The organism is Xanthomonas sp. LF06-19 (assembly GCF_034105425.1).
Classification (GTDB): domain Bacteria; phylum Pseudomonadota; class Gammaproteobacteria; order Xanthomonadales; family Xanthomonadaceae; genus Xanthomonas_A; species Xanthomonas_A sontii.
This window is the reverse complement of record NZ_JAXGGH010000005.1, coordinates 1-23,807: the sequence shown is the minus strand read 5'-3', so window position 1 is coordinate 23,807 and position 23,807 is coordinate 1. Positions and strand designations below refer to the sequence as shown.

The window sequence follows — 23,807 nt, the reverse complement described above, 5'->3', positions numbered from 1 at the left end:
GCCGCGCGCCGCCTGCGCACTCAGTCCAGTGCCGCGCTCAAGGCTCGGCGACGGGCAGTTGGCCAGCCGCGTCCGGCGCCAGCCGCGACGGCGCCGCCGCGCCGCGCTGCACGCCGAGATAGCGCTGCATCAGGTCTTGCACGATCGGGCTCTTGTCGGCCAGGCCTTCGATCGACTTGCCGAGCGAGACCGCCTTGATGAGGTTGTCGAACATGCCGCCGTCGCCGCCGACCAGGTCGATGTCGGCATTGCGCAGGGCGCTGGCGATGACCTCGGCGTTCTCCTTGGACACTTCCTTGCCGGCCTCGATCGACGCCAGCGCCTGCTTGAGGCTGTTGTCGAGCAGCATCCGGAATTCCTCGTGGCCGCGCGCGCTGTCGCTGAGCGCGCCGATCGCCTCGAACTTGCGGGTCAGGCCGTCGGCCTCGGCCAACAGGCGCTTCTCCACCACCACCGCCTCGGCCATGCCGATCCACTCGGCGGCGCTGGCCTTGGCCTTGCCCATCTGCTCTTCGCCCTGCGCCTTGGCCTGCAGCGTCTCGGCCAGCACGCGCGCCTCGTTGCTGCCCTGCTTGAGGCTGGCATCGGCCTTGGCCTCGATCACCCGCGCCTCGGCGATACCGACCTTCTCGATCGCCAGTGCCGAGGCCTCCTTGACCTGCGCGTCGGCCAGACCGGGCGCGGCCTTCTCGGCGCGGATGCCGTCGGCGAGCAGCTTCTTGGCTTCGGCCTGCTTGCCGGCGGCGTCGTGTTCGGCCTGCGCCAGGGTGGTCAGTTCGACCGCGCGGTGCTTGGCCGCGGTCTCGCGCGCCTGCGCGTCCTTGACCTGGCGCACCAGCAGTTCCTGCGCCTTGGCCTCCGCTTCCAGGATCGTGACCTGCTTGAGCCGGTCGGCCTCGGCGACCTGGCGCACTTCCTTGATCCGCTCCTCTTCCTGCGCCACGGTCTTGTCGATGGCGATGCGCTCGCGGGTGATGTTGGCCACGTCCATCTTGCCGTTCTCGACCACCTTGTCGCGCTCCACGCCCTGCAGCTGCACCTCGCGATCGGTGGTGACCTGCTCCAGCTGGCGCGCACGCGCGACCCGCTCGACCTCGATGGCTACCGCGCGCTGGCGATTCTGTTCGGCCACCTCGACCTCGCGCAGGCGGTTCTGCTCGCGGATGTCGATCAGCTGCTGCGCCTCGATGCGCGCGTTCTCCGCCAACTGGCGCTGCTCCTCCTGCACCTTCAGCGTCTCGGCCTGCTCGCGCGCGCGGATCGTGTCGACCTCGCGCTTCTGCCGCGCCTCGGCCTCGGCCTGCTGCCGCTCCAGCGCCAGCATCGCCTCGCGCGCCTCCACGTTCTTCTTGGTGATCGCCAGCTTCGCGTTCTGCTCCAGCTCGTTGGTGACCACGTTCTGGGTGCCGGTGAGCTCGGTGATCTTGCGGATGCCCTCGGCGTCGAGGATGTTGTGCGGATCCAGCAGCGCCTTGGGCGTCTGCTCCAGGTAGTCGATCGCCACGTCCTCGAGCACGTAGCCGTTGAGGTCGTTGCCGATCACCGCGATGATCTCGTCGCGGAACTCCTGGCGCTTCTCGAACAGCTCGGTGAACTCGAACTTCTTGCCCACCGTCTTGAGCGCCTCGGAGAACTTGGCGTTGAACAGTTCGTCGACCGCGTCCTTGTCCGAGGCGCGGTCGGCGCCGATCGCCTTGGCCACGCGCAGCACGTCGGCCTGGGTCTCGTTGACCCGCAGGTAGAACGCCACGGCGATGTCGGCGCGCATGTTGTCGCGGCAGATCAGCCCTTCCTTGCCGCGGCGGTCGACCTGAAGGGTGATCAGGCTGATCCGCATCAGCTCGGCGCGGTACAGCACCGGCACGATCAACGCGCCGGTGAAGTGCACCTTGGGCGTGGCGCTCATGTCGTTGACGATCAGCGCTACGCCCTGATCCACCTTGCGGTAGAACGCGCGGAACAGGCCGGCCAGCCCCAGCAGCAGCACCAGCAGGATGCCGACGCCGATCAGAAACGGCGCCATCGTCGCAAAACTCATCGGTGGATCTCCTTATCGCCCGCAATCAGGCTGTGTGGAAACGGCAAACCCGGCAGATCCTGCTCGCGGGCGATCAGATAGTGGTTGTGCGCCTGCACGTAGTCGACCAGCACCACGCGCTCGCCGCGCGGATAGACCTGGCCGGCCTGGGCACGCACCTGCAGGACCAGGCCGGCGCCGCCATCGTCGACGGTGGCGTAGCCGGAGTCCGCGTCGGCACGCGGCGAGGCGACGACGCCGACCTTGCCGAGCAACGACGTCTGCGCCACCGGCCGCAGCCGCAGCAACAGCCGGCGCAGCGGCCGCAGCATCCAGGAGGTCAGCGGCAGCGCAGGCAGCAGGGCCAACAGCGCCACGCCGCTGCCGATGCCCCAGCGCAGGCCGGCCGGCAGGGACTGCAGCAGGAAAAGATGGACGAAATAGGTGCCGAGCCAGCCCCAGAACGAGAGCAGCGCCACCACCAGCATCACCGGCGCACCGCCCAGGCCCAGCCGCGCGAAGACGGCGGACACGCCGTGCAGGCCATGGTCGGCGCCGTCGACATGCAGATGCCCGTCGGGCGCGGCATGGTCGCCGATGCCGAAGGCGGCCAGCGCCCAGTAGAGCGCGGAAAATGCCAACAGGATGCTGTACGGCAACGTGGGAAATCCCAGTGCGACGTTCAGGAACTCGGCCATCCCCTCATCCTTGCTGTGCCGTGACGGCGCGCCCCATCATGGGCACGCGTCATCCCGCCGGCCTGCGCGCACGGCGCGCGGCGGACCGCCGGCAGGTTCTAGAGCCGGATGATACGTGAAAGTCGCGGCGGTTGGCCCGCGGCGCGGGCCGATGCGGCGGCACCTGCGGCGGCCGGCGCCGGCCCGGACCCGGCAGCGGGCTGCTCCCGGCGGCGCGTGCCAGCCGGCAGAGCTCAGCAGTTGGTGTTCAACTCGTGGCAGTCGGCGCGGCGCACTTCCTCGACGAACTTGCGCATCTTGTGGCCGTCCTTGATCCCGGGCTGGCTCTCGATGCCGCTGGACACGTCCACGCCCCACGGCAGGGTGCCGATGATCGCGTCGAACACGTTGTCGCCATTGATGCCGCCGGCGAGCAGGAACGGCCGGTGCAGGCCGGTCGGCAGCCGCGACCAGTCGAAGGTCTTGCCCGAACCGCCGCTTTCGCCGGGCGCGTGGCTGTCGAACAGGAAGCCGGCCGCGTTCGGATACTGCAGCTGCAGGGTGCGCGCATTCACCTCGCCGCCGCCCATCGGCACCGCCTTCAGGTACGGCAGGTTGAAGCTGCGACAGAAGCCGTCGTCCTCGTCGCCATGGAACTGCAGCAGGGTCGGACGCACCGTGCGCAGCACCTCGCGCACCTCGTCCTTGGGGTTGTCGCGGAACAGCGCCACCACGTCCACCATCGGCGCGGCGGCCTGGCGCATGGCCCGCGCCTCGGCCGGCGCCACTCGCCGCGGGCTGCCATGGGCGAACACGAACCCGATCGAATCCACGCCCAACTCGCCTGCCAGGCGGATGTCGCCGGCGCGGGTCATGCCGCAGAACTTGATGCGGGTGCGATACAGCGTGCGATTCATAGCGTGACCTCGTCCGGAAGCGTCCAGTGGGCGGGATAGAGGGGACCGACGAACACCAGGCCCTGCGGCGGTGCCGTCGGACCAGCGACGCGGCGGTCGCGTCCCGCGAGCAGTTCGCCAATCCAGGACACCGGCTTTTCGCCCGTTCCCACCATGACAAGGGAACCAACGATATTGCGCACCATGTGATGAAGGAATGCATTGGCCTGGACCTGGATCTCGACCAGCTCGCCGCTGCGGGTCACCGCGATCGACTGCAGCTCGCGGCGCGCGTGCAGGGCCTGGCACTGCACGCTGCGGAAGGCGCTGAAGTCCTGCTCGCCCAGCAGCGCCTGCGCCGCCGCGTGCATGGCGTCGGCCTGCAGCGGCCGCCGCTCCCAGCTCAGGGTCTGCCGGTACAGCGCCGGGCGTACCTGGCGGTTGAGCAGGCGGTAGCGGTAGCGGCGCGCGCGGGCGGAGAAGCGCGCGTGGAAGTCGTCGGCCACCGGCACGCACCAGCGCACGCACACCGAGGGCGGCAACCGCGCGGTGGCGCCCAGCATCCAGCCGCGCGCCGGGCGCGGCGCATCGCAATCGAAATGCACCACCTGGCACTCGCCGTGCACGCCGGCATCGGTGCGGCCGGCGCAGACCACGCTCACCGGGGCGTCGGCCACCGACGACAGCGCCGCCTGCAGCGTGGCCTGCACGCTGGGGCCGCCACTCTCGCCGAGCTGCTGCCAGCCCTGGAACTCGCTGCCGTCGTATTCCACGCCTAGCGCGTAGCGCATGGCGACCTCCACTGCAGTGCGGCATCGACGTCGGCGCGCGCTGCGGCCGACGCGCGCAGGGACCAACACGGGGCGCCTGCAACGCCGCAGCACTGCATCTGCCAGTCCCGGAACGCGCCTTCGGCGTGCGCCCGCCGCCCAGGGACACGCTGCCGCAGGGCCGTCCCGCTCCAGGCCGGACGGCCGCGGCGAGCGCGCCGCGCGCCGCCTGCTGCCATCAGTCCAGCCGTCCCAGCAATTGCAGCGCCTCGGCGCGTGAGGCCGGATCGCCACTGGCCGCGACCTCGGTCAGCAGGGTACGTGCCGTCTCGTTGTCGCCCAGATCCATGTACGCCACCGCCAGTTCCAACCGCTCGCGGCCCGCCGGCGGATACGGCGACGGTGCTTCGGCCGGGGCCGGGGCCGGGACCGGCGCGGCAGGCTGATGCCAGGTCGGCTCCTGCCGGCCGCCGCCGGCGCCCTTGTCGGCATGGGCGTCGCCGCCCGGCACTGCGAACACCGGCGATGGCTGCCGCCACGGCGCCTCGGCAACCGGCTCGGCGGCCGGTGCGGCCTCCGGATGGGCATCGGACACGCCAGCGGAATGGTCGTCGTCGTTGTCCGCGGACAGCGGCGCATCGGCCGGCGCCTGCCGCAGCGACTGCTGCGCCAGCACCCGCTCGAAGGCGTCGTCGTCGAGTGCGGTGTGGTGATCGGCGTGATCTGAGTGATCGGCGGCAGCGTGGTCGAGATGGTCGGCGCGCTCCCACTCTTCCAACGCCTCGTGGTCGCGGGCGACCGCCTCCTCCTCGGCCAGCGGCTCGGCCGGCTCCAGCGGCGGCAGTTCCGGCGCATCGACATCACGGTGCGCGACCACCGGCACCGCGGCGCTCGCCGCCAGCGCGGCGGCGTCGTCGCGCGGCAACGGCGGCAGCGGCGAGGGCTTGCGCCGGCGCGACAGCAGCCAGGCACCGAGGCCCAGCACCAGCAGGCTCAGCCCGCCCCACAGCCACAGCGGGAACCCGTCATTGGCCGGCGCTTGCGCGGGCGCGGCCGCTGGCGCCGCCTGCCCGGCCTGGGCCAGGCGCTTCTGCGCCGCGGCCAGGTCGCTGTCCTTCAACGCGATCAGTTGCTGCTGCTGGGCCTTCAGCTTTTCGAGCTGCTCCACCCGCGAACGCAGTTCCTGGACCTCGGCATCGCGTGCCGCGAGGTCTTCGCGCGCCTGCTGCAATTGTTGGGCTGCCACCATGTCTCCTTCGTCGCCGGCACCGGTGCCGGACTTGGTTCCCGCCTCGCGGCGCGTCGCCGGCACCGCCGGCGCGATTTCCAGGCGTGCGCCAGCGGCGGCGGCCGGCGCCGCGGCGGCCGGCTTGGGCGCAGTCTGCGCCGTCGCCGCGTCCTGCTGCGCCTGTGCCGGCTGCGGCACCGGCGCACGCGCCTGGCGCCATTGCGCCGCCTGCTCGCGCACCACCGCCTCGGCGGCGGCGGCATCCAGGCTGGCCAGATCCTCCTCGCGCGGGGCGCGCAACACCGCGCCCTGCTTGAGCAGGTTGAGATTGCCGCGGATGAAGGCGTCCGGATTGGCGCGCAGCAGCGCGACCATGGTCTGGTCCAGCGAATGGCCGTTGCCGCGCGCCAGTTGCCCGGCGATCTGCGACAGGGTCTGCCCGGCGCGCACCGGCGCCAGCGCATCGCCGGGCGCGGCCGCAGGGGCCGGCGCCGGACGCGGCGTGGCGCCCGGCCTAGCGCTTGGCGTCGCCGGCGTGGCGGCGGCTGCAGGCGCTGGCGCCGCGGTGGACGTTTCGCGGGCGATGCGGTCGGACGGCTGCGCCGCGGCCGGCGCATCGATCGCCGGTGCATCGATCGCGGCGGCGGTGTTGGGCGCATCGATCAGCGCGGAGTATTCGCGGATCAGCCGCCCCTGGCCCCAATCGACCTCGATCAGGAAGCTCAGCGACGGCACGTCGACCGGCATGCGGCTGCTGACCTGGATCACCGCGCGGCCCTTGCGGGTCTGGCTGAAGCGGAACTGCAGATCGCTGACCAGGCCCTGCGGGCGCTCCAGCCCGACCCGCGCGAAGGTCGCCGGCGAGGCCAGCGCCACCCGCGCCCGCTCCAGTTCGCCCGGCTCGTTGGAGATCACCGGGATCTCGGCCAGGAACGGCTCGCCCGGCTTGGACAGCACGCGGATATCGCCCAGGCCCAGGGCCAGCGCGGCCTGGCTGCAGGCCAGCAACAGCAGCGCCGCGGCGGCGCGACAGACATGGCGCAGCCCGCGCACGGCGGACACCGCATCGCCGCGATGGCGACGGAACAAACGTGGTTGTAGGCGCATCCCGCCCCTGCCCCTTGGAATCATGCGTGCAATATATAGGAAGCCGGGACCGGGGACCCGGGGTCCGGAAAAGCCGAGACAGGGACCGCGTTGCTGGTGCACCGCTGAAATCCACGACGCAAGAACAAACTGCAGCAGGAAAGCCCAGGCACGCCACTGTGGGAGGGACTTCAGTCCCGACGCGAGGTGCGGCCGCTGTCGGGACTGAAGTTCCCAAAAAATCCGGGCCCGGAAAAGCCGCCGTGGGGAGGCTGGAGACTCGGAAATCCGAGACAGGGACCGAGCTTCATAACGCGGTGTGCGGGATCTCGCGTCGGGACTGAAGTCCCTCCCACAACGGGGCGAGCGCGGATACCTGCGACTTCCATTTTCCAAACAAAAAGCCAGGGCTCGCGCCCCGGCCTTCGCTCCACTCCGCCGCACGATCAGGCCGCGCGGCCAGCCACGCCGCCACGCCATGAAACCGCGGGACCCGGGTCCCCGGTCCCGGGTCCCGGCTTTCAGCCCTCCTGAGCCACCAGCTCGGCCAGCTGCACCGCATTGAGCGCAGCGCCCTTGCGGATGTTGTCGGCCACCACCCACAGATTGAGGCCGCGCGGGTGCGAGAAGTCCTCGCGGATGCGGCCGACGAACACCGGGTCCTTGCCGGAGGCATGGGTCACCGGGGTCGGATAGCCGCCGGCCTTGTGCTCGTCGACCACTTCCACGCCCGGCGCCTGACCCAGCAGCGCGCGCGCCTGCTCGACGGTGATCTTGCGCTTGGTCTCGATGTTGACCGCTTCGGAATGGCCGAAGAACACCGGCACGCGCACCGCGGTGGGGTTCACCAGGATGCTGCTGTCCTCGAGGATCTTCTGCGTCTCCCACACCAGCTTCATCTCTTCCTTGGTGTAGCCGTTGGGCTGGAAGTCGTCGATGTGCGGGATCAGATTGAAGGCGATCTGCGCCTGGAACTTCTGCGGCTCGATGTCCTGGAACGCCAGCAACTGCGCGGTCTGCTTGCCCAGCTCCTCCATGCCCGAGCGGCCGGCGCCGGACACCGACTGGTAGGTGGCCACGTTGATGCGCTCGATGCCGTATTCCTTGTGGATCGGCGCCAACACCGGCATCAGCTGCATGGTCGAGCAGTTGGGGTTGGCGACGATGCCGCGCGGACGGTGCTTCAGCGCGTGCGGATTGACCTCCGACACCACCAGCGGCACGTCGTCGTCGTAGCGGAAGGTCGAGGAGTTGTCGATCACCACCGCGCCGGCCGCGGCGAACTTCGGTGCGTATTCCTTGGAGATGCCGCCGCCGGCCGAAAACAGCGCGATGTCCACGCCGCTCGGGTCGAACGTGGCCAGGTCGAGCACGGTGACCTTGTGGCCCTTGAACTCGACCTGGCCGCCGGCCGAGCGCTCGGAGGCCAGCGGGTACAGCGTGGCGACGGGGAAATCGCGCTCGGCGAGGATGCTCAGCATGGTCTCGCCGACGGCACCGGTGGCACCGACGACGGCGACGTTGAAACGACGGGTTGCATTGCTCATGGAAGATTCGATCCGCAGAAAAAGAAGGGGAGGAACAGCCGCACTGCCACGTGGATTCGGGGAACCTGCCGTGCGCGTCGCGCGCGGCGCCGCAGGCTCCCTATCGTTTTTTGTCCGCAATCGCCCGCGCGCCGCCGGCCGCGGCGATCGCGTCCAGGTTCAGCGCGTTGGGCGGGCGCCCGGCGTCGGCGCCGATGCCCAGGGCGGCAAGCAGGTTGTCCACCGCCAGCGACACCATCGCGCGGCGCGTGGCCACGCTGGCGCTGCCGATGTGCGGGGTCAGCACCACGTTGCGCAGCGCCAGCAGCTCCGGACGGATCGCCGGCTCGCCTTCGAACACGTCGAGTCCGGCCGCGGCCAGACGCCCGTTGGCCAGCGCGTCGGCCAGTGCGACTTCATCCACCAGGCCACCGCGGGCGATGTTCACCAGCGTCGCGGTCGGCCGCATCTTGGCCAGTGCGGCGGCGTCGACGATGTGATGCGACTGCGCGCTGTACGGCAGCACCAGCAGCAGGTGGTCGGCGCGCGCCAGCAGGTCGTCGAAGCCGACGTACTCGGCGCGATGCGCGCGCTCCACCTCGGCCGGCAGGCGGCTGCGGTTGTGGTACAGCACACGCATCGAGAAGCCGGCGGCGCGGCGCGCGATGGCCTGGCCGATGCGGCCCATGCCGAGGATGCCGAGGGTGCTGCCGTGGACATCGGCGCCGAGCATGGTCTGGAACGACCACTGCTGCCACTGCCCCGCGCGCAGCCAGCGCTCGGCCTCGCCGACGCGGCGCGCGGCGGCCATCAGCAGGGCGAAGCCGAGATCGGCGGTGGTCTCGGTGAGCACGTCGGGGGTGTTGGTGGCGACGATGCCGGCCGCGCTGAGCGCGTCCAGGTCCAGATTGTTGTAGCCGACGCCGACGTTGGCGATGGCGCGCAGCCGCGGCGCACCGGCGATCTCGGCGGCGCCGATGCGTTCGTTGAGGGTGACCAGGGCGCCGTCCAGCGGCGCCAGCGCCGCGGCCAGGTCCTGCGGCGAATACCTGGTCACGTCCGCGGTGGTGGTCAGCACGCAATACTCGCCCAGCCGTGCGACGACGTCGTCGAACAGCGGCTGGCTGACCCACACCCGCGGCCGCGACTCAGCCATCGCCACCGCCGGGGACGCGCGGCGTCACCGTGCCGACGTCGCCGCATTGCGCGCGGTGGCGCAGCGCCTGGTCCATCAGCACCAGCGCCATCATCGCCTCGGCGATCGGGGTGGCGCGGATGCCGACGCAGGGGTCGTGGCGGCCGGTGGTGATCACGTCCACCGCCTGCCCGTCCACATCCACCGTGGCGCCGGGCAGGCGCAGGCTGGAGGTGGGCTTGAACGCCACCGAGACGACCACGGGTTGGCCGGTGGCGATGCCGCCGAGCACGCCGCCGGCGTGGTTGGACTGGAAGCCGTCCGGCGCGATCAGGTCGCGGTGCTCGGTGCCCTTCTGGGTCACCGCGGCGAAGCCGTCGCCGACCTCCACGCCCTTGACCGCGTTGATGCTCATCATCGCCGCGGCCAGTTCGCCGTCGAGCTTGCCGTAGATCGGCTCGCCCCAGCCCGCCGGCACGCCGTCGGCGACCACGGTGACGCGCGCGCCGATCGAATCGCCGGACTTGCGCAGCGCATCCATGTACGCCTCCAGCTCCGGCACCTGCGGCGCGTGCGGCCAGAAGAACGCGTTGTCCTCCACCGCGTCCCAGGCGAAGCCCTGCGGCAGCAGCGGCCCGAGCTGCGACAGGTAGCCGCGCACGCGCACGCCGTAGCGCTGCGCCAGCCACTTCTTGGCGATCACGCCGGCGGCCACGCGCATGGTGGTCTCGCGCGCGGACGAGCGCCCGCCGCCGCGCGGATCGCGGATGCCGTACTTCTGCCAGTAGCTGTAGTCGGCATGGCCGGGACGGAACTGCCGGGCGATGTCGGTGTAGTCCTTGCTGCGCTGGTCGGTGTTGCGGATCAGCAGGCCGATCGGAGTGCCGGTGGTGCGGCCCTCGTAGACCCCGGACAGGATCTCGATCTCATCGGCTTCGCGTCGCGCCGAGGTGTGCCGGCTCTTGCCGGTGGCGCGGCGCTGCAGGTCGTGGGCGAATTCGCTGGCGTCCAGTTCCAGCCCCGGGGGGCAGCCATCGACCACGCAGCCGATCGCCGGCCCGTGCGATTCGCCGAAGGTGGTGACGGTCAGCAGCTTGCCGAAACTGTTCGCGCTCATGTCGCTTGCGTCACCGGTCCGCGGCCAGCGCGGCGATGCGCGCATGGTGCGTCAGCAGCTCGCTGCGCTCCACCGCGAAGATGCCCATCTGCCCGACCTTGAACTCGACCCAGGCGAAGTCCACTTCTGGCAGCAGCTGCGCCAGCGCGCGTTCGGACTCGCCGACTTCGCAGATCAGCAGGCCGTCCTCGCTCAGGTGCGCCGGCGCGTCGCGCAGGATCTTCAGCGCCAGGTCCAGGCCGTCGTCGCCCGCGCGCAGGCCCAGTTCCGGCTCGTGCGCGTACTCCGGCGGCAGCGCATCGGTCTCGGCGTGGGTGACGTAGGGCGGATTGGTCACGATCAGTTCGTAGCGGCGCCCGCCCAACCCGGCGAACAGGTCGGACTTGACCAGTTCGACGTTGTCGGCCAGCAGCCGCTCCTTGTTCTCGGCGGCCAGGCTCAGCGCGTCGTCGCTGATGTCGACCGCGTCCACCTGCCAGTTCGGGTTGTAGTGGGCCATGGCGATGGCGATGCAGCCCGAGCCGGTGCACAGGTCCAGCGCGCGCTCCACCGGGCGGCCGGCCAGCCACGGCTCGAACCCGGCTTCGATCAGCTCGGCGATCGGCGAGCGCGGCACCAGTGCGCGCGCATCGCTCTTGAAGCTGAGCCCGGCGAACCAGGCCTCGCCGGTGAGGTAGGCGGCGGGGATGCGCTCGGCGATGCGGCGCTCGAACAGCGCCAGCACCTGCGCCTTCTCCGGCGTGGTCACCCGCGCGCTGCCGTAGGCCGGGCCGAGGTCGTGCGGCAGGTGCAGCGCATGCAGCACCAGTTGCGTGGCCTCGTCCAGGGCGTTGTCGTAGCTGTGGCCGAAGCTCAGCCCGGCGGCGTTGAAACGGCTGGTGCCGTAGCGGATCAGGTCGATGATCGTGTGGAGTTCGGCGGCCGCGTCGGCAGTCATGGCAACAGGCAAGGCAATTCGGCCCCCGATTATAGAGGCCCGGCCGCTATGATGAGCGTTCGTTGCATGGGAAATCAGTATGTTCAACCGCACCTTCGGCATCGTCCTGGTGGTTGCCCTGGCCGCCGGCCTGGGGCTGCTGCTGGCCCAGAAGTACTTCGGCGGCAGCGCCGCCCCGGCCTGGCCGGAGACCCGCACGGTGCGCATGTACCCGCAGCCGCGGCCCCTGCCCGACTTCCACCTGCGCCAGACCGACGGCACGCCGCTGGTGCCGGGCGAGCTCAAGGGACACTGGACCCTGGTGTTCCTGGGCTTCACCGCCTGCCCGGACGTGTGCCCGACCACCCTGGCCGACCTGGCGCGCGCGCAGAAGCAATGGGAGACCTTGCCGGACACGCTGCGCCCGCGCGTGCTGTTCGTCTCGGTCGACCCGCAGCGCGACACCCTGCCGCGGCTGGGCGAGTACGCCCACGCCTTCCACAAGGACACCATCGCCGCCACCGCCGACGTGCCCGAGCTGGAGCGCTTCGCCACCGCGCTGGGCTTCGTGTTCCAGAAGGTGCCGGGTAAGCATTACGCCGAGAACCCGAACGACTACAGCATGGACCACTCCGCCGCGATCGCGGTGCTCGACCCGCAGGGCCGCCAGGCCGGGCTGATCCGCCCGCCGTTCGATGCCGCCGCGATCGCCGCCGACCTGCAGGCCCTGACCAAGGCCACCGCCCCATGAGCCTGACCACCCGTCTGACCTATGTGCTGCCGCACCGGCTGCTGTCCTCGCTGGCGCGACGCTTGGCCTATTCGTCGCGGCCCGGGCTCAAGCAGTGGCTGATCGACACGGTGGTGCGCCGCTTCGGCGTGGACCTGAGCGAGGCTGCGCAACCGGACGCGACCGCTTACCCGACCTTCAATGCCTTCTTCACCCGCGCGCTGAAGCCGGGCGCGCGCGTCGCCGCCCCCGACCCGCAGGCGCTGCTGATGCCGGCCGACGGCCGCATCAGCCAGCTCGGCCGGATCGAGGACGGGCGCATCTTCCAGGCCAAGGGGCAGTCGTTCACCGCCGCCGAACTGCTCGGCGACGATGCGGCCGCGGCCCCGTTCGCCAATGGCCTGTATGCCACCGTGTACCTGTCGCCGCGCGACTACCACCGCGTGCACATGCCCTGGACCGGCACCCTGCGCGAAACCGTGCACGTGCCGGGGCGGCTGTTCAGCGTCGGCACCGACGCGGTGCGCACCGTGCCGCGCCTGTTCGCGCGCAACGAGCGCCTGGTCTGCCATTTCGACACCGACTTCGGCCCGATGGTGTCGGTGATGGTCGGCGCGCTGCTGGTGTCCGGCGTGGAAACGGTGTGGAGCGGCGTGGAGATCCCGCGCTACGCCGACCGCATCACCCGCAAGGACTGGCGCGGCAAGGGGATTACCCTGCAGCGGTTCGAGGAGATGGCGCGCTTCAACTACGGCTCCACGGTGATCGTGCTGCTGCCGCCCGGCGTGGCCGCGTTCGACCCGACGCTGAAGGCGGAATCGCCGGTGCGGCTGGGGCAGGCACTGGCGCGCCTGGTGCGCTGAGGTGCGAGGGCCGCGCTGCGGCCCCTTTGTGCAGAGACACCCTTGTGGGAGGGACTTCAGTCCCGACGCATGGACGCTGGACGGACCGCCTACCTGCAATGGATGACGGCAAGCCACACGCCCGAGACTGCGAATGGCCCGACCCTCATCCGGCGCTACGCGTCACCTTCCCCCGAAAAAGGGGGCCATGGTCCCGAGGGGAGAAGGGATGGGGATCGCGCTTGGATCTCGCGGTCGACGTTCATGCTAGCGACCCGCGAGATGCAATGGCCCCACTGTGGGAGGGACTTCAGTCCCGACGCATGGAAGGTGACAGACCGCCAACCCGCAATGGATGACCGAAAAGCCACGCGCCCAACACTGCGGCAGCCGCACCCTCATCCGGCGCTGCGCGCCACCTTCCCCCGAAAAGGGGGCCATGGTCCCAGGGGGAGAAGGGATGGGCCGCGCTCGTGTCTCGCGGCCGGAGCTTCAGCTAGCGACCCGTGAGATACAACGGCACCCACTGTGGGAGGGACTTCAGTCCCGACGCATGGACGGTGACAGACGGTCCGTCCGCGATGGATGACCGAAAAGCCACGCGCCCAACACTGCGGCAGCCGCACCCTCATCCGGCGCTGCGCGCCACCTTCCCCCGAAAAGGGGCCATTGTCCCGGAGGGAGAAGGGAGCGACAGCGCCCTACTTCTCGCAGCCCACCAGCTTCAGCGACTGCCCCGGCTTCAGCGAATAACCCGGCGCACGCAAGCCATTCGCCTTAGCCAGCTCCTTCAGGTCGCAGTCGTGGCGGTCGGAAATCCGGCCCAGGGTGTCGCCCTTGGCCACGCGGTAGTTGCGCACCTGCTTCTGCTTGGGCTTGGCCGGCGCGGGACGGCCGGTGGCCACCGTGGTCGGCACGCCGGCGACCGGGCTGACGTCGCCCACCGCCACGTTGCCGGTGAGGTCGGCGACCGGCGCCGGGCTGCCGCTGCGCACGGCGGAGGTAACGTCGGCGGTGATCAGCGCACGGGCCAGGTCGGCGCGTGGGCCGCTGACGCAGTAGCGGTTGTACAGGCCGACGATCTTGGTGGTGGCGTTGATGGTCACCCCGGCCGGGATCCAGCCGTCCGGCTCGTAGCGCGGGTTGAGGTTGCGCAGCGCGCGCATGTAGCCGTCGCGGGTACCGTCGCTGCCCAGGCAGATGGTCAGTTCGTAGATGGTGGTGGACTTGGCCAGACGCAGCGTGGCCGGCTGCGCATTGATCTTGGGGAAGGCCACGCCGTACTGCTGCGGGTGCAGGAAGATCCACGCCGCGGCGATCACCATCGGCACGTAGTCCTTGGTCTCGGCCGGGAACTGGTTGTACACCGACGCGTCCCAAAAACTGCGGCCGGGCATCTGGTTGAACACGCGCGCGGCGCGGCCTTCGCCGCCGTTGTAGCCGGCCAGCGCCAGTTCGACGCTGCGGTTGAGTTCGGCCATGCGCTCGTTGATGTAGACCGCGCTGGCCTCGGCGGCGCTGCGCGCATCGTAGCGGGTGTCGAAGCCAGTACCGTCCGGGCCCAGGCCGAAGCGGCGCCCGGTGGCCGGCATGAACTGCATCAGCCCGGCAGCGCCCACCCGCGAATTGGCGTGCACACGGCCGTTGGACTCCTTGGCGATGATGCCGAACAGCAGCGCTTCCGGCAGGCCGCGCTTCTCCCACTCCGGCCACATGATCGCGCGCAGGTTCTGGTAGTTCTCGTAGCTGCTCATCAGTGCCGGCCGCATGTCGGTGAGCCAGCGGCGGATGCCGGCCTGTACCGCCGGGTTGTACTCCACCATCGAATCGAAGGCGTGGCGCTTGTCGTTGAGCAGGCGCGCCGCACGCGCGGCTTCCGGCACGTCCGCGGCCAGCGGGCTGATGTGGTCGGGGTCGGCCTGCAGCGGCGCGGAATCGTCGTCGGCGGCATCGGTGTCGCTGGCCTGGCCCTGCGCGTCGGCCTTGGCTTTCAGCAGGCGCTTGTACGCGCCCAGATAGGTGCCCACCTCGCAGCCGCGCTGCTTGATGCAGGCCTGGATCACGTCCTCGATGTCCTCCAGTGCGGCGTCGCTTTCCTGGGTGCCCTTGGGGTCGCTGTTGCCGACCAGCACCAGGGCGTCGTTGTAGCGCTTCTCGGCGGCGGCCAGGCGCTGGTCGAGGACGGCGATGGCGGCCTGGTCGCGGGCGGACACACGGGCTTGGGCGGCAGGAGCGGTGCAGGTCAGCGCCACGGCAGCCGCGACGGGCCACGCGTGGGTGAAGCGGAACGGAAGGGGCATGGTGGGACGCGGCGACGGAAAGGCCGCAGGGTAGCCCCCGCCGTCGCATCGCGGCAAGGTCGCGGCGACCAGGGTCCGGCCCGCGGCGGGGCCAGGGTTCATCGCCGGCGGCCATCCCGCACCGCAACACAAGTACCGCGCGCGCTGGCTCCCGCGCCACCGATGTCGTCCGCCACGCCGGTGCCGCCCCCGCGAACGACCACACCTCGCAAAGACCGCGGTTGGCCGGGAGTGCCGGCAGTTGCAGGCCGGCGCAGCGCGCCCGCGGTGGCTCGCACGCGTTCGGCCATGCCGCGTACGTTCTAGAATCCGGGCATCTCACTGCGGACCCCGATATGGACCCGATCCTGCTAGGCAAAGGCGTGACCGACGACATCGCAGTGCTGCTGCAACCGCGCCTGGGCAACCGCCACGGCCTGGTCGCCGGCGCCACCGGCACCGGCAAGACCGTGACCCTGATGACGCTGGCCGAAGGCTTTTCGCGCATCGGCGTGCCGGTGTTCCTGGCCGACGTCAAGGGCGACGTGGCCGGCCTGGCAATGCCCGGCAATGGCAACGAGAAGGTGCTGCAGCGCGCCCGGGAGATCGGCGTGGCCGACTACGCCCCTGCGGCCAATCCGGTGCTGTTCTGGGATCTGTACGGCAAGCTCGGCCATCCGGTGCGCACCACCGTCAGCGAGATGGGCCCCACCCTGCTGGCGCGCGTGCTGGAACTCAACGACACCCAGGCCGGCGTGCTCGACATCGTGTTCAAGCTGGCCGACGACCGCGGCCTGCTGCTGCTCGACCTGGACGACCTGCGCGCGCTGCTGGCGCTGGTGGTGGAAGAGCGCAAGGACATCTCCACCGAGTACGGCCTGGTCAGCGCGCCGTCGGTGGCGGCGATCCAGCGTGCGCTGCTGCGCCTGGCCCAGGGCGGCGAAGGCTTCTTCGGCGAGCCGGCGCTGGACCTGGCCGAGCTGATGCGGGTCGACCACGACGGTCGCGGCGTGATCGGCATCCTCGCCGCCGCGCAACTGGTGCTCAAGCCGCGCCTGTACTCGACCTTCCTGCTGTGGCTGCTGTCGGAACTGTTCGAGCGGCTGCCGGAAGTGGGCGACCTGGACAAGCCGAAACTGGTGTTCGTGTTCGACGAGGCGCACCTGCTGTTCGACGATGCGCCGCCGGCGCTGGTGCAGCGCATCGAGCAGGTGGTGCGGCTGATCCGCTCCAAGGGCGTGGGCGTGTACTTCTGCTCGCAGTTCCCGGACGACGTGCCCGACAGCATCCTCGGCCAGCTCGGCAACCGCGTGCAGCACGCGCTGCGCGCCTACACGCCGCGCGATCAGAAGGCGGTGCGCACCGCCGCCGAAACCTTCGTGGCCAATCCCAAGCTGGACGTGGCCAAGGCCATCTCCCAGCTCGGCACCGGCGAGGCGCTGGTGTCCACGCTGCAGGACAAGGGCGTGCCGGCACCGGTGCAGCAGACCCTGATCGCCCCGCCGCGCTGCCGCATGGGCGCGATCACCGACGCCGAGCGCGCGCAGGTGCGCGCCGGCAGCCCGGTCGGCACGCGCTACGACACGCCGGTCAATCGCGAATCGGCGGCGGAACTGCTGGCGCGCCGGGTCGAGCAGAGCGCCGACCACAGTGCCGCGCCGCCGGCGCGCACCCGCGAACAGGACGAAGCGCAGGACAGCGGCTTCGGCCAGGCGGTCAAGGACGCGGTGTTCGGCACCAAGCGCCGCCAGGGCATGCTCGAGGCGATGGCCAAGCAGACCTCGCGCACCATCGGCAACCGCATCGGCCAGCAGATCGTGCGCGGCATCTTCGGCAGTATCTTCGGCGGCAAGCGCTGAGCGCGGCCGACGCCAAAGGAAGCTCCAGCATGGACAGGAACGCGATGAGCGCCTTTCAATGATGTCGCGGCAAGACAAGCCGACAACGCTCCAGGGAAGCTGCCACTGCGGCTGCCTGACCGTCGCGTTCTCGACGGATCAACCGGCCGAGGACATCCGTCCGCGCGCCTGCGACTGCAGCTTCTGCCAGAAGCATGGTGCGGGATACGTTTCCGATCCCGCCGGCACGCTGCGACTGACGGCCACGCATGCCGAGGCCGTGCATCGTTATCGCCAGGGTGCGGAGGCCGCGCAATTCCAGCTGTGCCGCCAGTGCGGGGTGCTGGTCGCGGTCACGTTCGAGCATCAGGGGCGGCTTTACGGTGCCGTCAATGCCGGCTGTCTGAACAAGACGCCGGCGTTGGGGGCCGCAGCACCGGTGTCCCCACAATGGCTGGACGCCGAGGCAAAAATGGCCCGATGGCGGCAGGCGTGGGTGCCGGACGTGCAATGGGTCATCGCTGACACCTGAGCATGCCTGCCGCACACCGTCGTCACCAGCGATCGACAGGCGCAGCGTTCAGAACGCTGGATGCGCTGTTAGGCGCGGCCTTCGATCCTGGCGATGCCACCCGCAGAGACAAGAACCGATAAAGCTACGCTAGGCCAGCAAACCGTGCAGCTTGGCGTACTGCAGCAGCATGATGGTCTTGGCGTCGGCGATCTCGCCGGTGTCGATCATCGCCAGCGCCGCATCGAGCGCCAGCTCCAGCACTTCGATCTCTTCGCCCTCGGCGGCCACGCCACCGCCGGTACCGACCTTGTCGCGATCGACATACTCGCCCACGAAGAAGTACAGCCGCTCGGTCACCGAACCCGGACTCATGAACGCCTCGAACACCTTGCGCACGTTCTCGATCCGGTAGCCGGTCTCCTCTTCGGTCTCCTTGCGGATGCAGGTCTCCGGATCGTGGCGATCAAGCAGGCCGGCGCAGGCCTCGATCAGCATGCCGTCGGGGTTGCCGTTGAGCAGGGTCGGCAGACGGAACTGGCGGGTCAGCATCACCGTGCGCTTGGCGCGGCTGTACAGCAGGATGGTCGCGCCGTTGCCGCGGTCGTAGGCCTCGCGCGTGAGCGCCTGCCAGCTGCCGTCGTGGCGCTGGAAATCGAAGCTGACCTTGCGCAGCACGTACCAGTTGTCCGACAGCACTTCGATGTTGGTGACGCGCACGCGCGGGTTGCCGGAAACGAACGAAGGGTCCAAGCGAAACTCCAAGGGACAAGGGACACGGCAGGCCGCAGGCGCGGCACCCGCCACACCTCTGCCGCCGTTCGACCGGGCAGTGTAGCCAGCACGCACCCCTGCGCGCCGGCACGGGGTGCGCTTTGCGCAACCGACCACACTCCCTCGGTGCCGCCGTCCGCATTGCGCTGCCGCCCCCCAGCCAGGCGCCCGATTGCGTGCGCCGCAGCCGACCCGCACAATCGTCACACTTCGTAGACAGGGGGCGTCATGGAAGACCGTCGTCGCGCGGGCGCGAGCCGCGTACACCGCAGCACACCCGAACCGTTCTGGGCGCGCACCCGCGCCATCGCGCTGTATCCGCTGCGCGGCGGCGCGCTGTACGCGCTGATCGCGCTGACCCTGTGCAGCCTGCTGGGCATGCTGCCCGGCATCGGCTGGATCCTGGGCATCGTCACCACCCTGGCCATCTACAAGTACGCCTTCGAGATCCTGCGGCACACCGCCGATGGCTACCTGGACGCGCCGGAACGTGGCTTCGACATCGGCGACGGCGTGGTGCTGCGGCTGCTGGCGATGATGATCCTGCTCGGCGTGGCGGTGTTCGCCGCGCTGCTGCTGACCGGGCCGGTCGGCGGCCTGCTGATGCTGCTGGCGGTGGTGCTGCTGCAGCCGGGCATCCTGATTTTCCTGGCGATGGACGGCAGCCTGCGCCGCGCGCTGAACCCGGCGGTGTCGATCGGCCTGGCGCTGCGCATCGGCTGGCCGTACCTGGCCGCGTTCGGCCTGCTGTTCGTGATCCAGGCGAGCGCGCTGGGTGCCGCCGCCTGGCTGCAGCGCGTCCTGCCGCCGCTGGTCGCCGACCTGGCGGTCACCGTGGTGACGATCTGGGGCCTGTTCGCCGCCTTCCACCTGATGGGCTATCTGGTCTACCAGTATCACGCCGTGCTGGGCTACGAACCTGCCGCCGACGCCGCGAGCGGCTTCACCCGACACGACCCGGACCAGCGCGTACTCGACGAGGCCGAACAGCTGGTGCGCGACGGCCATACCGACGACGCGCTGCAGGTGCTGCGCAGCGAAGTGCGCACCCGCGCGGTGAGCCTGGGCGTGCACGAGCTGTACCAGCGTCTGCTGCGCGGCAGTGCGCGCCAGGACGAACGCCGCGAGCACACCCGCCAGTACATCCACCGGCTGCTGCAGGAGAAGCAGGAACGGCGGGCACTGGCCCTGCAGCGCGAGGCGCTGGATGCCGATCCCGACTTCGTGCCGCTGCTGCCGGAACAGGCCACGCTGCTGGCCGAACGCGCGCAGCTGGCCGGCCAGTTCCGGCTCGCCGCCGACGGCCTGCAGGCCGCGCTGCGTGCCTGGCCGAAGGCACCGGAACACAGCACCTGGTCGCTGCAGGCTGCCTTGCTGCTGGCCGAACGCTTCGGCGAGGACGCGCAGGCGCGCGGCCTGCTGGAACACGCGCTGAGCCGCTGCGACGACGAGGTGCAGCGCGGCAAGCTGCAGGCGGCGTTGCGCGCGGTGACGATCGCGCCGGTCTAGCGCCAGTCGCGCACGGTGCGGGGCGCGCCAACATGCCCCGCTTCGGTACCGGGCCGCGCCCTCACGCGTTGGCGAGCAGGAACCGCGCCTTGTCCGCCTGCGGCAGGTCCGGGTAGCGCTCGACCAGCGCCTGCAGCACGCGCCGCCACTCCGCCGTGGCCTGGCGTTCGCCATGGCCCAGCGCCAGCCGGAACCAGGCCTGCGCCTGCTGCTCGCGTGGCGACACCGCATCCTGCGCCAGCAGCGTCTCGGCCTCGGCCAGCATTCCCAGCGCCACCCAACGCGCGAACAACGCCGCACGCATCGGTGCATCCAGATCGCCGGCCGCGGCAAGCACTGCCGCCTGCTGCTGCGCCTCCTGCACGGACGGCGCCGCCAGGCGCAGCACGTCCAACGCACGCAGCCGCGCCGTCGCGACCTGGCCGGCGTTCGCGGCCAGGCGATAGCGCGCCAGTGCCACATCGAAGCGCTGCGGCGCTTCCGCCGCCAGCGCGTCCAGCAATGCGCCGGCCTGGACGTGCTCCAGCCGGCCCAGATGCGCCTGCGCACGCTCCCAGCGGTCATCGGCCGGCGCCCCGCCATCGTCGCGCAGGAAGGCCTCGCGCGTCTGCCCGGTTGCCACCAGCACGGCACCGAGCAGCGCGCCGACCATCAGTCCGCCGGCATGCGCGTCGAAGCCGATGCCGGCATCGCCGTTGAACAGCAGGTTGTACAGCTCCCAGCCCAGCCACAGCGGCAACAGCACGATGGCCGGCGCACGCACGTAGTCGAACAGCACCGCCACCCAATAGAAGAAGCGCACCGGACGCCGGCCCCACACCACGCAGAACGCGCCCATCAGCGCGGCGATGGCCCCGGACGCGCCAAGGCCCGCCCCGGCCTCGCCCCAACGCCAGCACAGGCTGGCCGCGCTGGCGCCGAACGCACCGAGCAGGTACACCGCCAGGAACCGCCAGCCGCCGATCGCGCCTTCCAGCAGCGTGCCCAGCGCCAGCAGGAACAGCATGTTGCCGAGCAGGTGCATGGCGTCGGCGTGGAGGAACGCCGCGCTGAGCATGCGCGCCGGCGCCCATTCCGAACTGCGCTGCACATGGCGCAGGGTGAACACGCGCTGCAGCAGCGCGTCGTAACGCGCGCGCAGCGGCGTCCACGCCTGCTGTGCATCGGCATCGGCGAAGGCGCTGCCGTCGCGCATGGCCTGCACGAAGCGCACGTCGTGCACGGTGGCGGCGCCGACGAAGGCCGGCCGCTCCGCCGCCGGTACCTGCTGCAGTTGCGCCAACGCCTCGCGCTGACCGCTGCGCTCCAGATGGCGCGCGTAGGCCGGCGCTTCCAGCGCACCGAGACCGGAGTCCAGGTAGTAGCGCTGCGCCTGCCGCAGCGGCGCCGCGTCGTGGCGCTGCCAGCCCGCGTACACCGCGATGTTGAGCAGGATCAGCAGCAGCGTGACCAACGGAAAATTGTCCCGCGACAGCGGCTTGTGCAGCGGCAGGATCAACATCGAAGAACGTCCATGTGCGGGGCGGCGCCAGCTTCGGCCATCGCCTGCGGGTGCGCAAGCCGCAGGCACGCGCTAGCATCGCCACCCCGCTCCACCGCAGTCGCACCGATGAGCCGCTGGCGTCCCCCTGCCGAAAAAAGCACCGCCCTGATCACCCCGGAAGGCCATGCCCGGCTCAAGGCCGAGCTGGAGGAACTGTGGCGGGTGCGCCGGCCCGAGGTGGTCAAGGCGCTGGCCGCGGCGGCGGCCGAGGGCGATCGCTCGGAGAACGCCGAGTACACCTACCGCAAGAAGCAACTGGGCGAGATCGACCGACGCGTGCGCTACCTGAGCAAGCGCCTGGAAGCGCTGCGCGTGGTCGCCGAGGCGCCGTCCGACCCGCAGGCGGTGTTCTTCGGCGCGCACATCGAACTGGAGGATGCCGACAGCGGCGAACTGCGCCGCTACCGCATCGTCGGCCCGGACGAGACCGACGCGGCGCGCGGCTGGATCAGCATCGATTCGCCGCTGGCGCGTGCGCTGCTGAAGAAGCGCGTCGACGACGAAGTGGAAGCGCAGCTGCCCGGCGGCCGCCACAGCTTCGTGGTGGTGGCGGTGGACTACGCCGCGCCGTGAGCGCGCGGCGCCGTGGCGCCACGCATGCCGCCGCCTGCAGCGTCAGAGCACCCGCAGATCCAGCGGCGTTGCCGACGACGCCTGCGCCGGCAGGGCATCGCCGAACAAGTCGTGCTCGTCGCTGTCGGTGATCTCCACCTGCACCAGATCGCCCGGCTTCAGCCCAAGCTCGCCGCCGTTCTGGATATGCACCAGGCCGTCGATCTCCGGCGCATCGGCCTTGGAGCGCGCCACTGCGATGCCGTCCTCCAGCAGGTCGACCAGGCACTCCTGCACCGTGCCGATCTTGGCTTCCAGGCGCGCGGCGGAAATCGCCGCCTGCCGCTCCATGAAGCGCGCCAGCCGCTCCTGCTTGAGTTCCTCCGGCACCGGATCCGGCAGCGCATTGGCGCTGGCGCCTTCCACCGGCGAATAGGCGAAGGCACCGACGCGGTCGAGCTGCGCGGCGTCCAGGAACTCCAGCAACTGCTCGAACTCGGCGTCGGTCTCGCCGGGGAAGCCGACGATGAAGGTCGAACGCAGGGTGATTTCCGGACACAGCGCACGCCAGCGCTGCACGCGCTCCAGGGTGCGCTCCACCGCGCCTGGCCGCTTCATCAACTTGAGGATGCGCGGGCTGGCGTGCTGGAACGGGATGTCCAGGTACGGCAGCAACTTGCCCTCGGCCATCAGCGGGATCACGTCGTCCACGTGCGGGTACGGATACACGTAGTGCAGGCGCGCCCACGCGCCCAGTTCCGACAGACCCTCGCACAGCGCCTTCATCCGCGTCTGATAGCTGCGGCCGCGCCACTCGCGCTCGGCGTACTTCAGGTCCACGCCATAGGCCGAGGTGTCCTGCGACACCACCAGCAACTCGCGCACCCCGCCCTTGACCAGGCGTTCGGCCTCGCGCAACACCTCGTCGACCGGGCGCGACACCAGGTCGCCGCGCATCGACGGAATGATGCAGAAGCTGCAGCGGTGATTGCAGCCTTCGGAGATCTTCAGGTAGGCGTAGTGCCGCGGGGTCAGCTTGACGCCGATGTCGTCCTCGGCGCCCCGCGCGCGCGGCAGCAGGTCCACGAACGGATCGTGGCGCGGCGGCAGCGCCGCATGCACCGCTTCCATCACGCTCTGGTAGTCCTGCGGGCCGGACACCGCCAGCACGTCCGGATAGGCCGCGCGGATCTGCTCCGAGCGCTTGCCCAGGCAGCCGGTGACGATGACCTTGCCGTTCTCGGCCATGGCCTCGCCGATCGCCTCCATCGACTCGGCCACGGCCGAATCGATGAAACCGCAAGTGTTGACCACCACCACGTCGGCGGCGTCGTAGCTGGGCACGATCGCATAGCCCTCCACGCGCAGCTGGGTGAGGATGCGTTCGGAATCGACAAGGGCCTTCGGGCACCCAAGGCTTACCATACCTATACGCGGCTGTCGGGCCGCCTGTGCAGTCGTTTCTGTCATGTGGGGTGAACTGTGAATGGTCTTGTCTATAGCTACATGCGCTTTTCCGACCCGAGCCAGGCGGCCGGCCACAGCCGCGAGCGCCAGGAGGCGTACGCGTCAAAATGGGCGGCGGAGCACGGTCTGCAGCTGGACAACAAGCTCACGATGCTGGATGAAGGGCTGTCAGCCTATCACCAGCGGCACGTGACGTCAGGAGCGCTCGGGGCGTTTCTGGCGGCGGTACAGGCTGGACGGATCGAGGCGGGATCGGTGCTGGTGGTCGAAGGACTCGACCGGCTTTCGCGCGCCGAGCCGATCCAGGCACAGGCGCAACTGGCCCAGATTGTAAATGCCGGCATCACGGTAGTCACCGCCAGCGACGGCAAGGCCTACAGCAGGGAGCGGCTTC

Annotated in this window: 20 protein-coding genes; 7 read left to right on the top strand and 13 right to left on the bottom strand. The window is 70.4% G+C overall.

Annotated features, from left to right (window positions below; genetic code table 11):
* Nucleotides 1-37: 37 nt before the first annotated feature.
* From SLW55_RS11260 to prmB, 9 genes are all read right to left on the bottom strand, one after another.
* Complete coding sequence (locus SLW55_RS11260; RefSeq protein ID WP_320745137.1) at nucleotides 38-2,038, bottom strand: hypothetical protein; 2,001 nt, start codon at nucleotides 2,036-2,038, stop codon at nucleotides 38-40.
* Entirely contained in the window at nucleotides 2,035-2,715 is a 681-nt protein-coding gene (locus tag SLW55_RS11255) for a DUF1449 family protein (protein ID WP_017912820.1), read from the bottom strand. Before SLW55_RS11255 ends, SLW55_RS11260 begins: the two co-directional genes overlap by 4 nt.
* A 233-nt stretch (nucleotides 2,716-2,948) precedes the next feature.
* Nucleotides 2,949-3,611, bottom strand: a complete 663-nt coding sequence (locus SLW55_RS11250; RefSeq protein ID WP_010342993.1) for a phosphoribosylanthranilate isomerase — start codon at nucleotides 3,609-3,611, stop codon at nucleotides 2,949-2,951.
* Nucleotides 3,608-4,381, bottom strand: a complete 774-nt coding sequence (truA, locus tag SLW55_RS11245) for a tRNA pseudouridine(38-40) synthase TruA (protein ID WP_017911049.1) — start codon at nucleotides 4,379-4,381, stop codon at nucleotides 3,608-3,610. Before truA ends, SLW55_RS11250 begins: the two co-directional genes overlap by 4 nt.
* 217 nt (nucleotides 4,382-4,598) lie before the next feature.
* Entirely contained in the window at nucleotides 4,599-6,641 is a 2,043-nt protein-coding gene (locus SLW55_RS11240; protein ID WP_320745218.1) for a FimV/HubP family polar landmark protein, read from the bottom strand.
* A 554-nt stretch (nucleotides 6,642-7,195) separates the two neighbouring features.
* Nucleotides 7,196-8,221 (bottom strand): aspartate-semialdehyde dehydrogenase, encoded by a 1,026-nt coding sequence (locus tag SLW55_RS11235; protein ID WP_267096802.1) that lies wholly within the window; start codon nucleotides 8,219-8,221, stop codon nucleotides 7,196-7,198.
* A 100-nt stretch (nucleotides 8,222-8,321) separates the two neighbouring features.
* The gene (locus tag SLW55_RS11230) at nucleotides 8,322-9,356 is read right to left on the bottom strand and encodes a D-glycerate dehydrogenase (RefSeq protein ID WP_267093791.1); all 1,035 of its coding nucleotides are present in this window, start codon (nucleotides 9,354-9,356) and stop codon (nucleotides 8,322-8,324) included.
* Complete coding sequence (gene aroC, locus SLW55_RS11225) at nucleotides 9,349-10,452, bottom strand: chorismate synthase (RefSeq protein WP_320745136.1); 1,104 nt, start codon at nucleotides 10,450-10,452, stop codon at nucleotides 9,349-9,351. The genes SLW55_RS11230 and aroC overlap by 8 nt, the downstream gene beginning before the upstream one ends.
* A 10-nt stretch (nucleotides 10,453-10,462) precedes the next feature.
* Nucleotides 10,463-11,389: a 50S ribosomal protein L3 N(5)-glutamine methyltransferase gene (gene prmB / locus SLW55_RS11220; RefSeq protein WP_160960969.1), complete on the bottom strand. Its 927-nt coding sequence runs from the start codon at nucleotides 11,387-11,389 to the stop codon at nucleotides 10,463-10,465.
* 79 nt (nucleotides 11,390-11,468) lie between these two features.
* Here prmB and SLW55_RS11215 point away from each other — a divergent pair, with 79 nt between their 5' ends.
* Nucleotides 11,469-12,119, top strand: a complete 651-nt coding sequence (locus tag SLW55_RS11215) for an SCO family protein (RefSeq protein ID WP_010340523.1) — start codon at nucleotides 11,469-11,471, stop codon at nucleotides 12,117-12,119.
* Nucleotides 12,116-12,961 carry an archaetidylserine decarboxylase gene (gene asd / locus SLW55_RS11210; protein WP_295912135.1) on the top strand — a complete coding sequence of 282 codons (846 nt, stop codon included), beginning with the start codon at nucleotides 12,116-12,118 and terminating at the stop codon, nucleotides 12,959-12,961. The genes SLW55_RS11215 and asd overlap by 4 nt, the downstream gene beginning before the upstream one ends.
* 680 nt (nucleotides 12,962-13,641) lie before the next feature.
* Here the strand turns inward: asd and SLW55_RS11205 are convergent.
* Nucleotides 13,642-15,240 carry a transglycosylase SLT domain-containing protein gene (locus SLW55_RS11205; protein WP_320745135.1) on the bottom strand — a complete coding sequence of 533 codons (1,599 nt, stop codon included), beginning with the start codon at nucleotides 15,238-15,240 and terminating at the stop codon, nucleotides 13,642-13,644.
* A 221-nt stretch (nucleotides 15,241-15,461) separates the two neighbouring features.
* Between SLW55_RS11205 and SLW55_RS11200 the strand changes: the two genes are divergently transcribed.
* Together SLW55_RS11200 and SLW55_RS11195 are read left to right on the top strand one after the other, a co-directional pair.
* Nucleotides 15,462-17,078: a helicase HerA-like domain-containing protein gene (locus tag SLW55_RS11200; protein WP_320745134.1), complete on the top strand. Its 1,617-nt coding sequence runs from the start codon at nucleotides 15,462-15,464 to the stop codon at nucleotides 17,076-17,078.
* Nucleotides 17,079-17,136: 58 nt separating this feature from the next.
* Nucleotides 17,137-17,589, top strand: coding sequence for a GFA family protein (locus SLW55_RS11195; RefSeq protein ID WP_295926825.1), 453 nt, complete (start codon nucleotides 17,137-17,139; stop codon nucleotides 17,587-17,589).
* 129 nt (nucleotides 17,590-17,718) lie between these two features.
* On the opposite strand, the gene nudK is transcribed toward SLW55_RS11195, so the two are convergent.
* Entirely contained in the window at nucleotides 17,719-18,321 is a 603-nt protein-coding gene (gene nudK, locus SLW55_RS11190; protein WP_267100168.1) for a GDP-mannose pyrophosphatase NudK, read from the bottom strand.
* Between the two features lie 249 nt (nucleotides 18,322-18,570).
* Here nudK and SLW55_RS11185 point away from each other — a divergent pair, with 249 nt between their 5' ends.
* Nucleotides 18,571-19,851, top strand: coding sequence for a hypothetical protein (locus SLW55_RS11185; protein WP_320745133.1), 1,281 nt, complete (start codon nucleotides 18,571-18,573; stop codon nucleotides 19,849-19,851).
* 61 nt (nucleotides 19,852-19,912) lie between these two features.
* On the opposite strand, the gene SLW55_RS11180 is transcribed toward SLW55_RS11185, so the two are convergent.
* Nucleotides 19,913-21,352, bottom strand: coding sequence for a rhomboid family intramembrane serine protease (locus tag SLW55_RS11180; RefSeq protein WP_320745132.1), 1,440 nt, complete (start codon nucleotides 21,350-21,352; stop codon nucleotides 19,913-19,915).
* Nucleotides 21,353-21,460: 108 nt separating this feature from the next.
* On the opposite strand from SLW55_RS11180, the gene greB reads away from it, so the two are divergent.
* Complete coding sequence (gene greB, locus SLW55_RS11175; protein ID WP_017911327.1) at nucleotides 21,461-21,967, top strand: transcription elongation factor GreB; 507 nt, start codon at nucleotides 21,461-21,463, stop codon at nucleotides 21,965-21,967.
* A 42-nt stretch (nucleotides 21,968-22,009) separates the two neighbouring features.
* Here greB and rimO read toward each other — a convergent pair whose 3' ends face one another.
* Entirely contained in the window at nucleotides 22,010-23,416 is a 1,407-nt protein-coding gene (gene rimO / locus SLW55_RS11170) for a 30S ribosomal protein S12 methylthiotransferase RimO (RefSeq protein ID WP_320745131.1), read from the bottom strand.
* 36 nt (nucleotides 23,417-23,452) lie between these two features.
* On the opposite strand from rimO, the gene SLW55_RS11165 reads away from it, so the two are divergent.
* A partial coding sequence (locus tag SLW55_RS11165) for a recombinase family protein (RefSeq protein WP_320745130.1) occupies nucleotides 23,453-23,807 on the top strand: 355 nt, incomplete at its 3' end.

Bases quoted from the DNA above. Each gene is read 5' to 3' on its own strand.
- SLW55_RS11260 (WP_320745137.1), bottom strand. From the start codon at position 2,038: ATGAGTTTTGCGACGATGGCGCCGTTTCTGATCGGCGTCGGCATCCTG.
- rimO (WP_320745131.1), bottom strand. From the start codon at position 23,416: ATGACAGAAACGACTGCACAGGCGGCCCGACAGCCGCGTATAGGTATG.
- SLW55_RS11185 (WP_320745133.1), top strand. From the start codon at position 18,571: ATGGAAGACCGTCGTCGCGCGGGCGCGAGCCGCGTACACCGCAGCACA.
- truA (WP_017911049.1), bottom strand. From the start codon at position 4,381: ATGCGCTACGCGCTAGGCGTGGAATACGACGGCAGCGAGTTCCAGGGC.
- greB (WP_017911327.1), top strand. From the start codon at position 21,461: ATGAGCCGCTGGCGTCCCCCTGCCGAAAAAAGCACCGCCCTGATCACC.
- SLW55_RS11195 (WP_295926825.1), top strand. From the start codon at position 17,137: ATGATGTCGCGGCAAGACAAGCCGACAACGCTCCAGGGAAGCTGCCAC.
- SLW55_RS11235 (WP_267096802.1), bottom strand. From the start codon at position 8,221: ATGAGCAATGCAACCCGTCGTTTCAACGTCGCCGTCGTCGGTGCCACC.
- SLW55_RS11205 (WP_320745135.1), bottom strand. From the start codon at position 15,240: ATGCCCCTTCCGTTCCGCTTCACCCACGCGTGGCCCGTCGCGGCTGCC.
- prmB (WP_160960969.1), bottom strand. From the start codon at position 11,389: ATGACTGCCGACGCGGCCGCCGAACTCCACACGATCATCGACCTGATC.
- SLW55_RS11250 (WP_010342993.1), bottom strand. From the start codon at position 3,611: ATGAATCGCACGCTGTATCGCACCCGCATCAAGTTCTGCGGCATGACC.
- SLW55_RS11215 (WP_010340523.1), top strand. From the start codon at position 11,469: ATGTTCAACCGCACCTTCGGCATCGTCCTGGTGGTTGCCCTGGCCGCC.
- SLW55_RS11230 (WP_267093791.1), bottom strand. From the start codon at position 9,356: ATGGCTGAGTCGCGGCCGCGGGTGTGGGTCAGCCAGCCGCTGTTCGAC.
- aroC (WP_320745136.1), bottom strand. From the start codon at position 10,452: ATGAGCGCGAACAGTTTCGGCAAGCTGCTGACCGTCACCACCTTCGGC.
- SLW55_RS11255 (WP_017912820.1), bottom strand. From the start codon at position 2,715: ATGGCCGAGTTCCTGAACGTCGCACTGGGATTTCCCACGTTGCCGTAC.
- SLW55_RS11180 (WP_320745132.1), bottom strand. From the start codon at position 21,352: ATGTTGATCCTGCCGCTGCACAAGCCGCTGTCGCGGGACAATTTTCCG.
- asd (WP_295912135.1), top strand. From the start codon at position 12,116: ATGAGCCTGACCACCCGTCTGACCTATGTGCTGCCGCACCGGCTGCTG.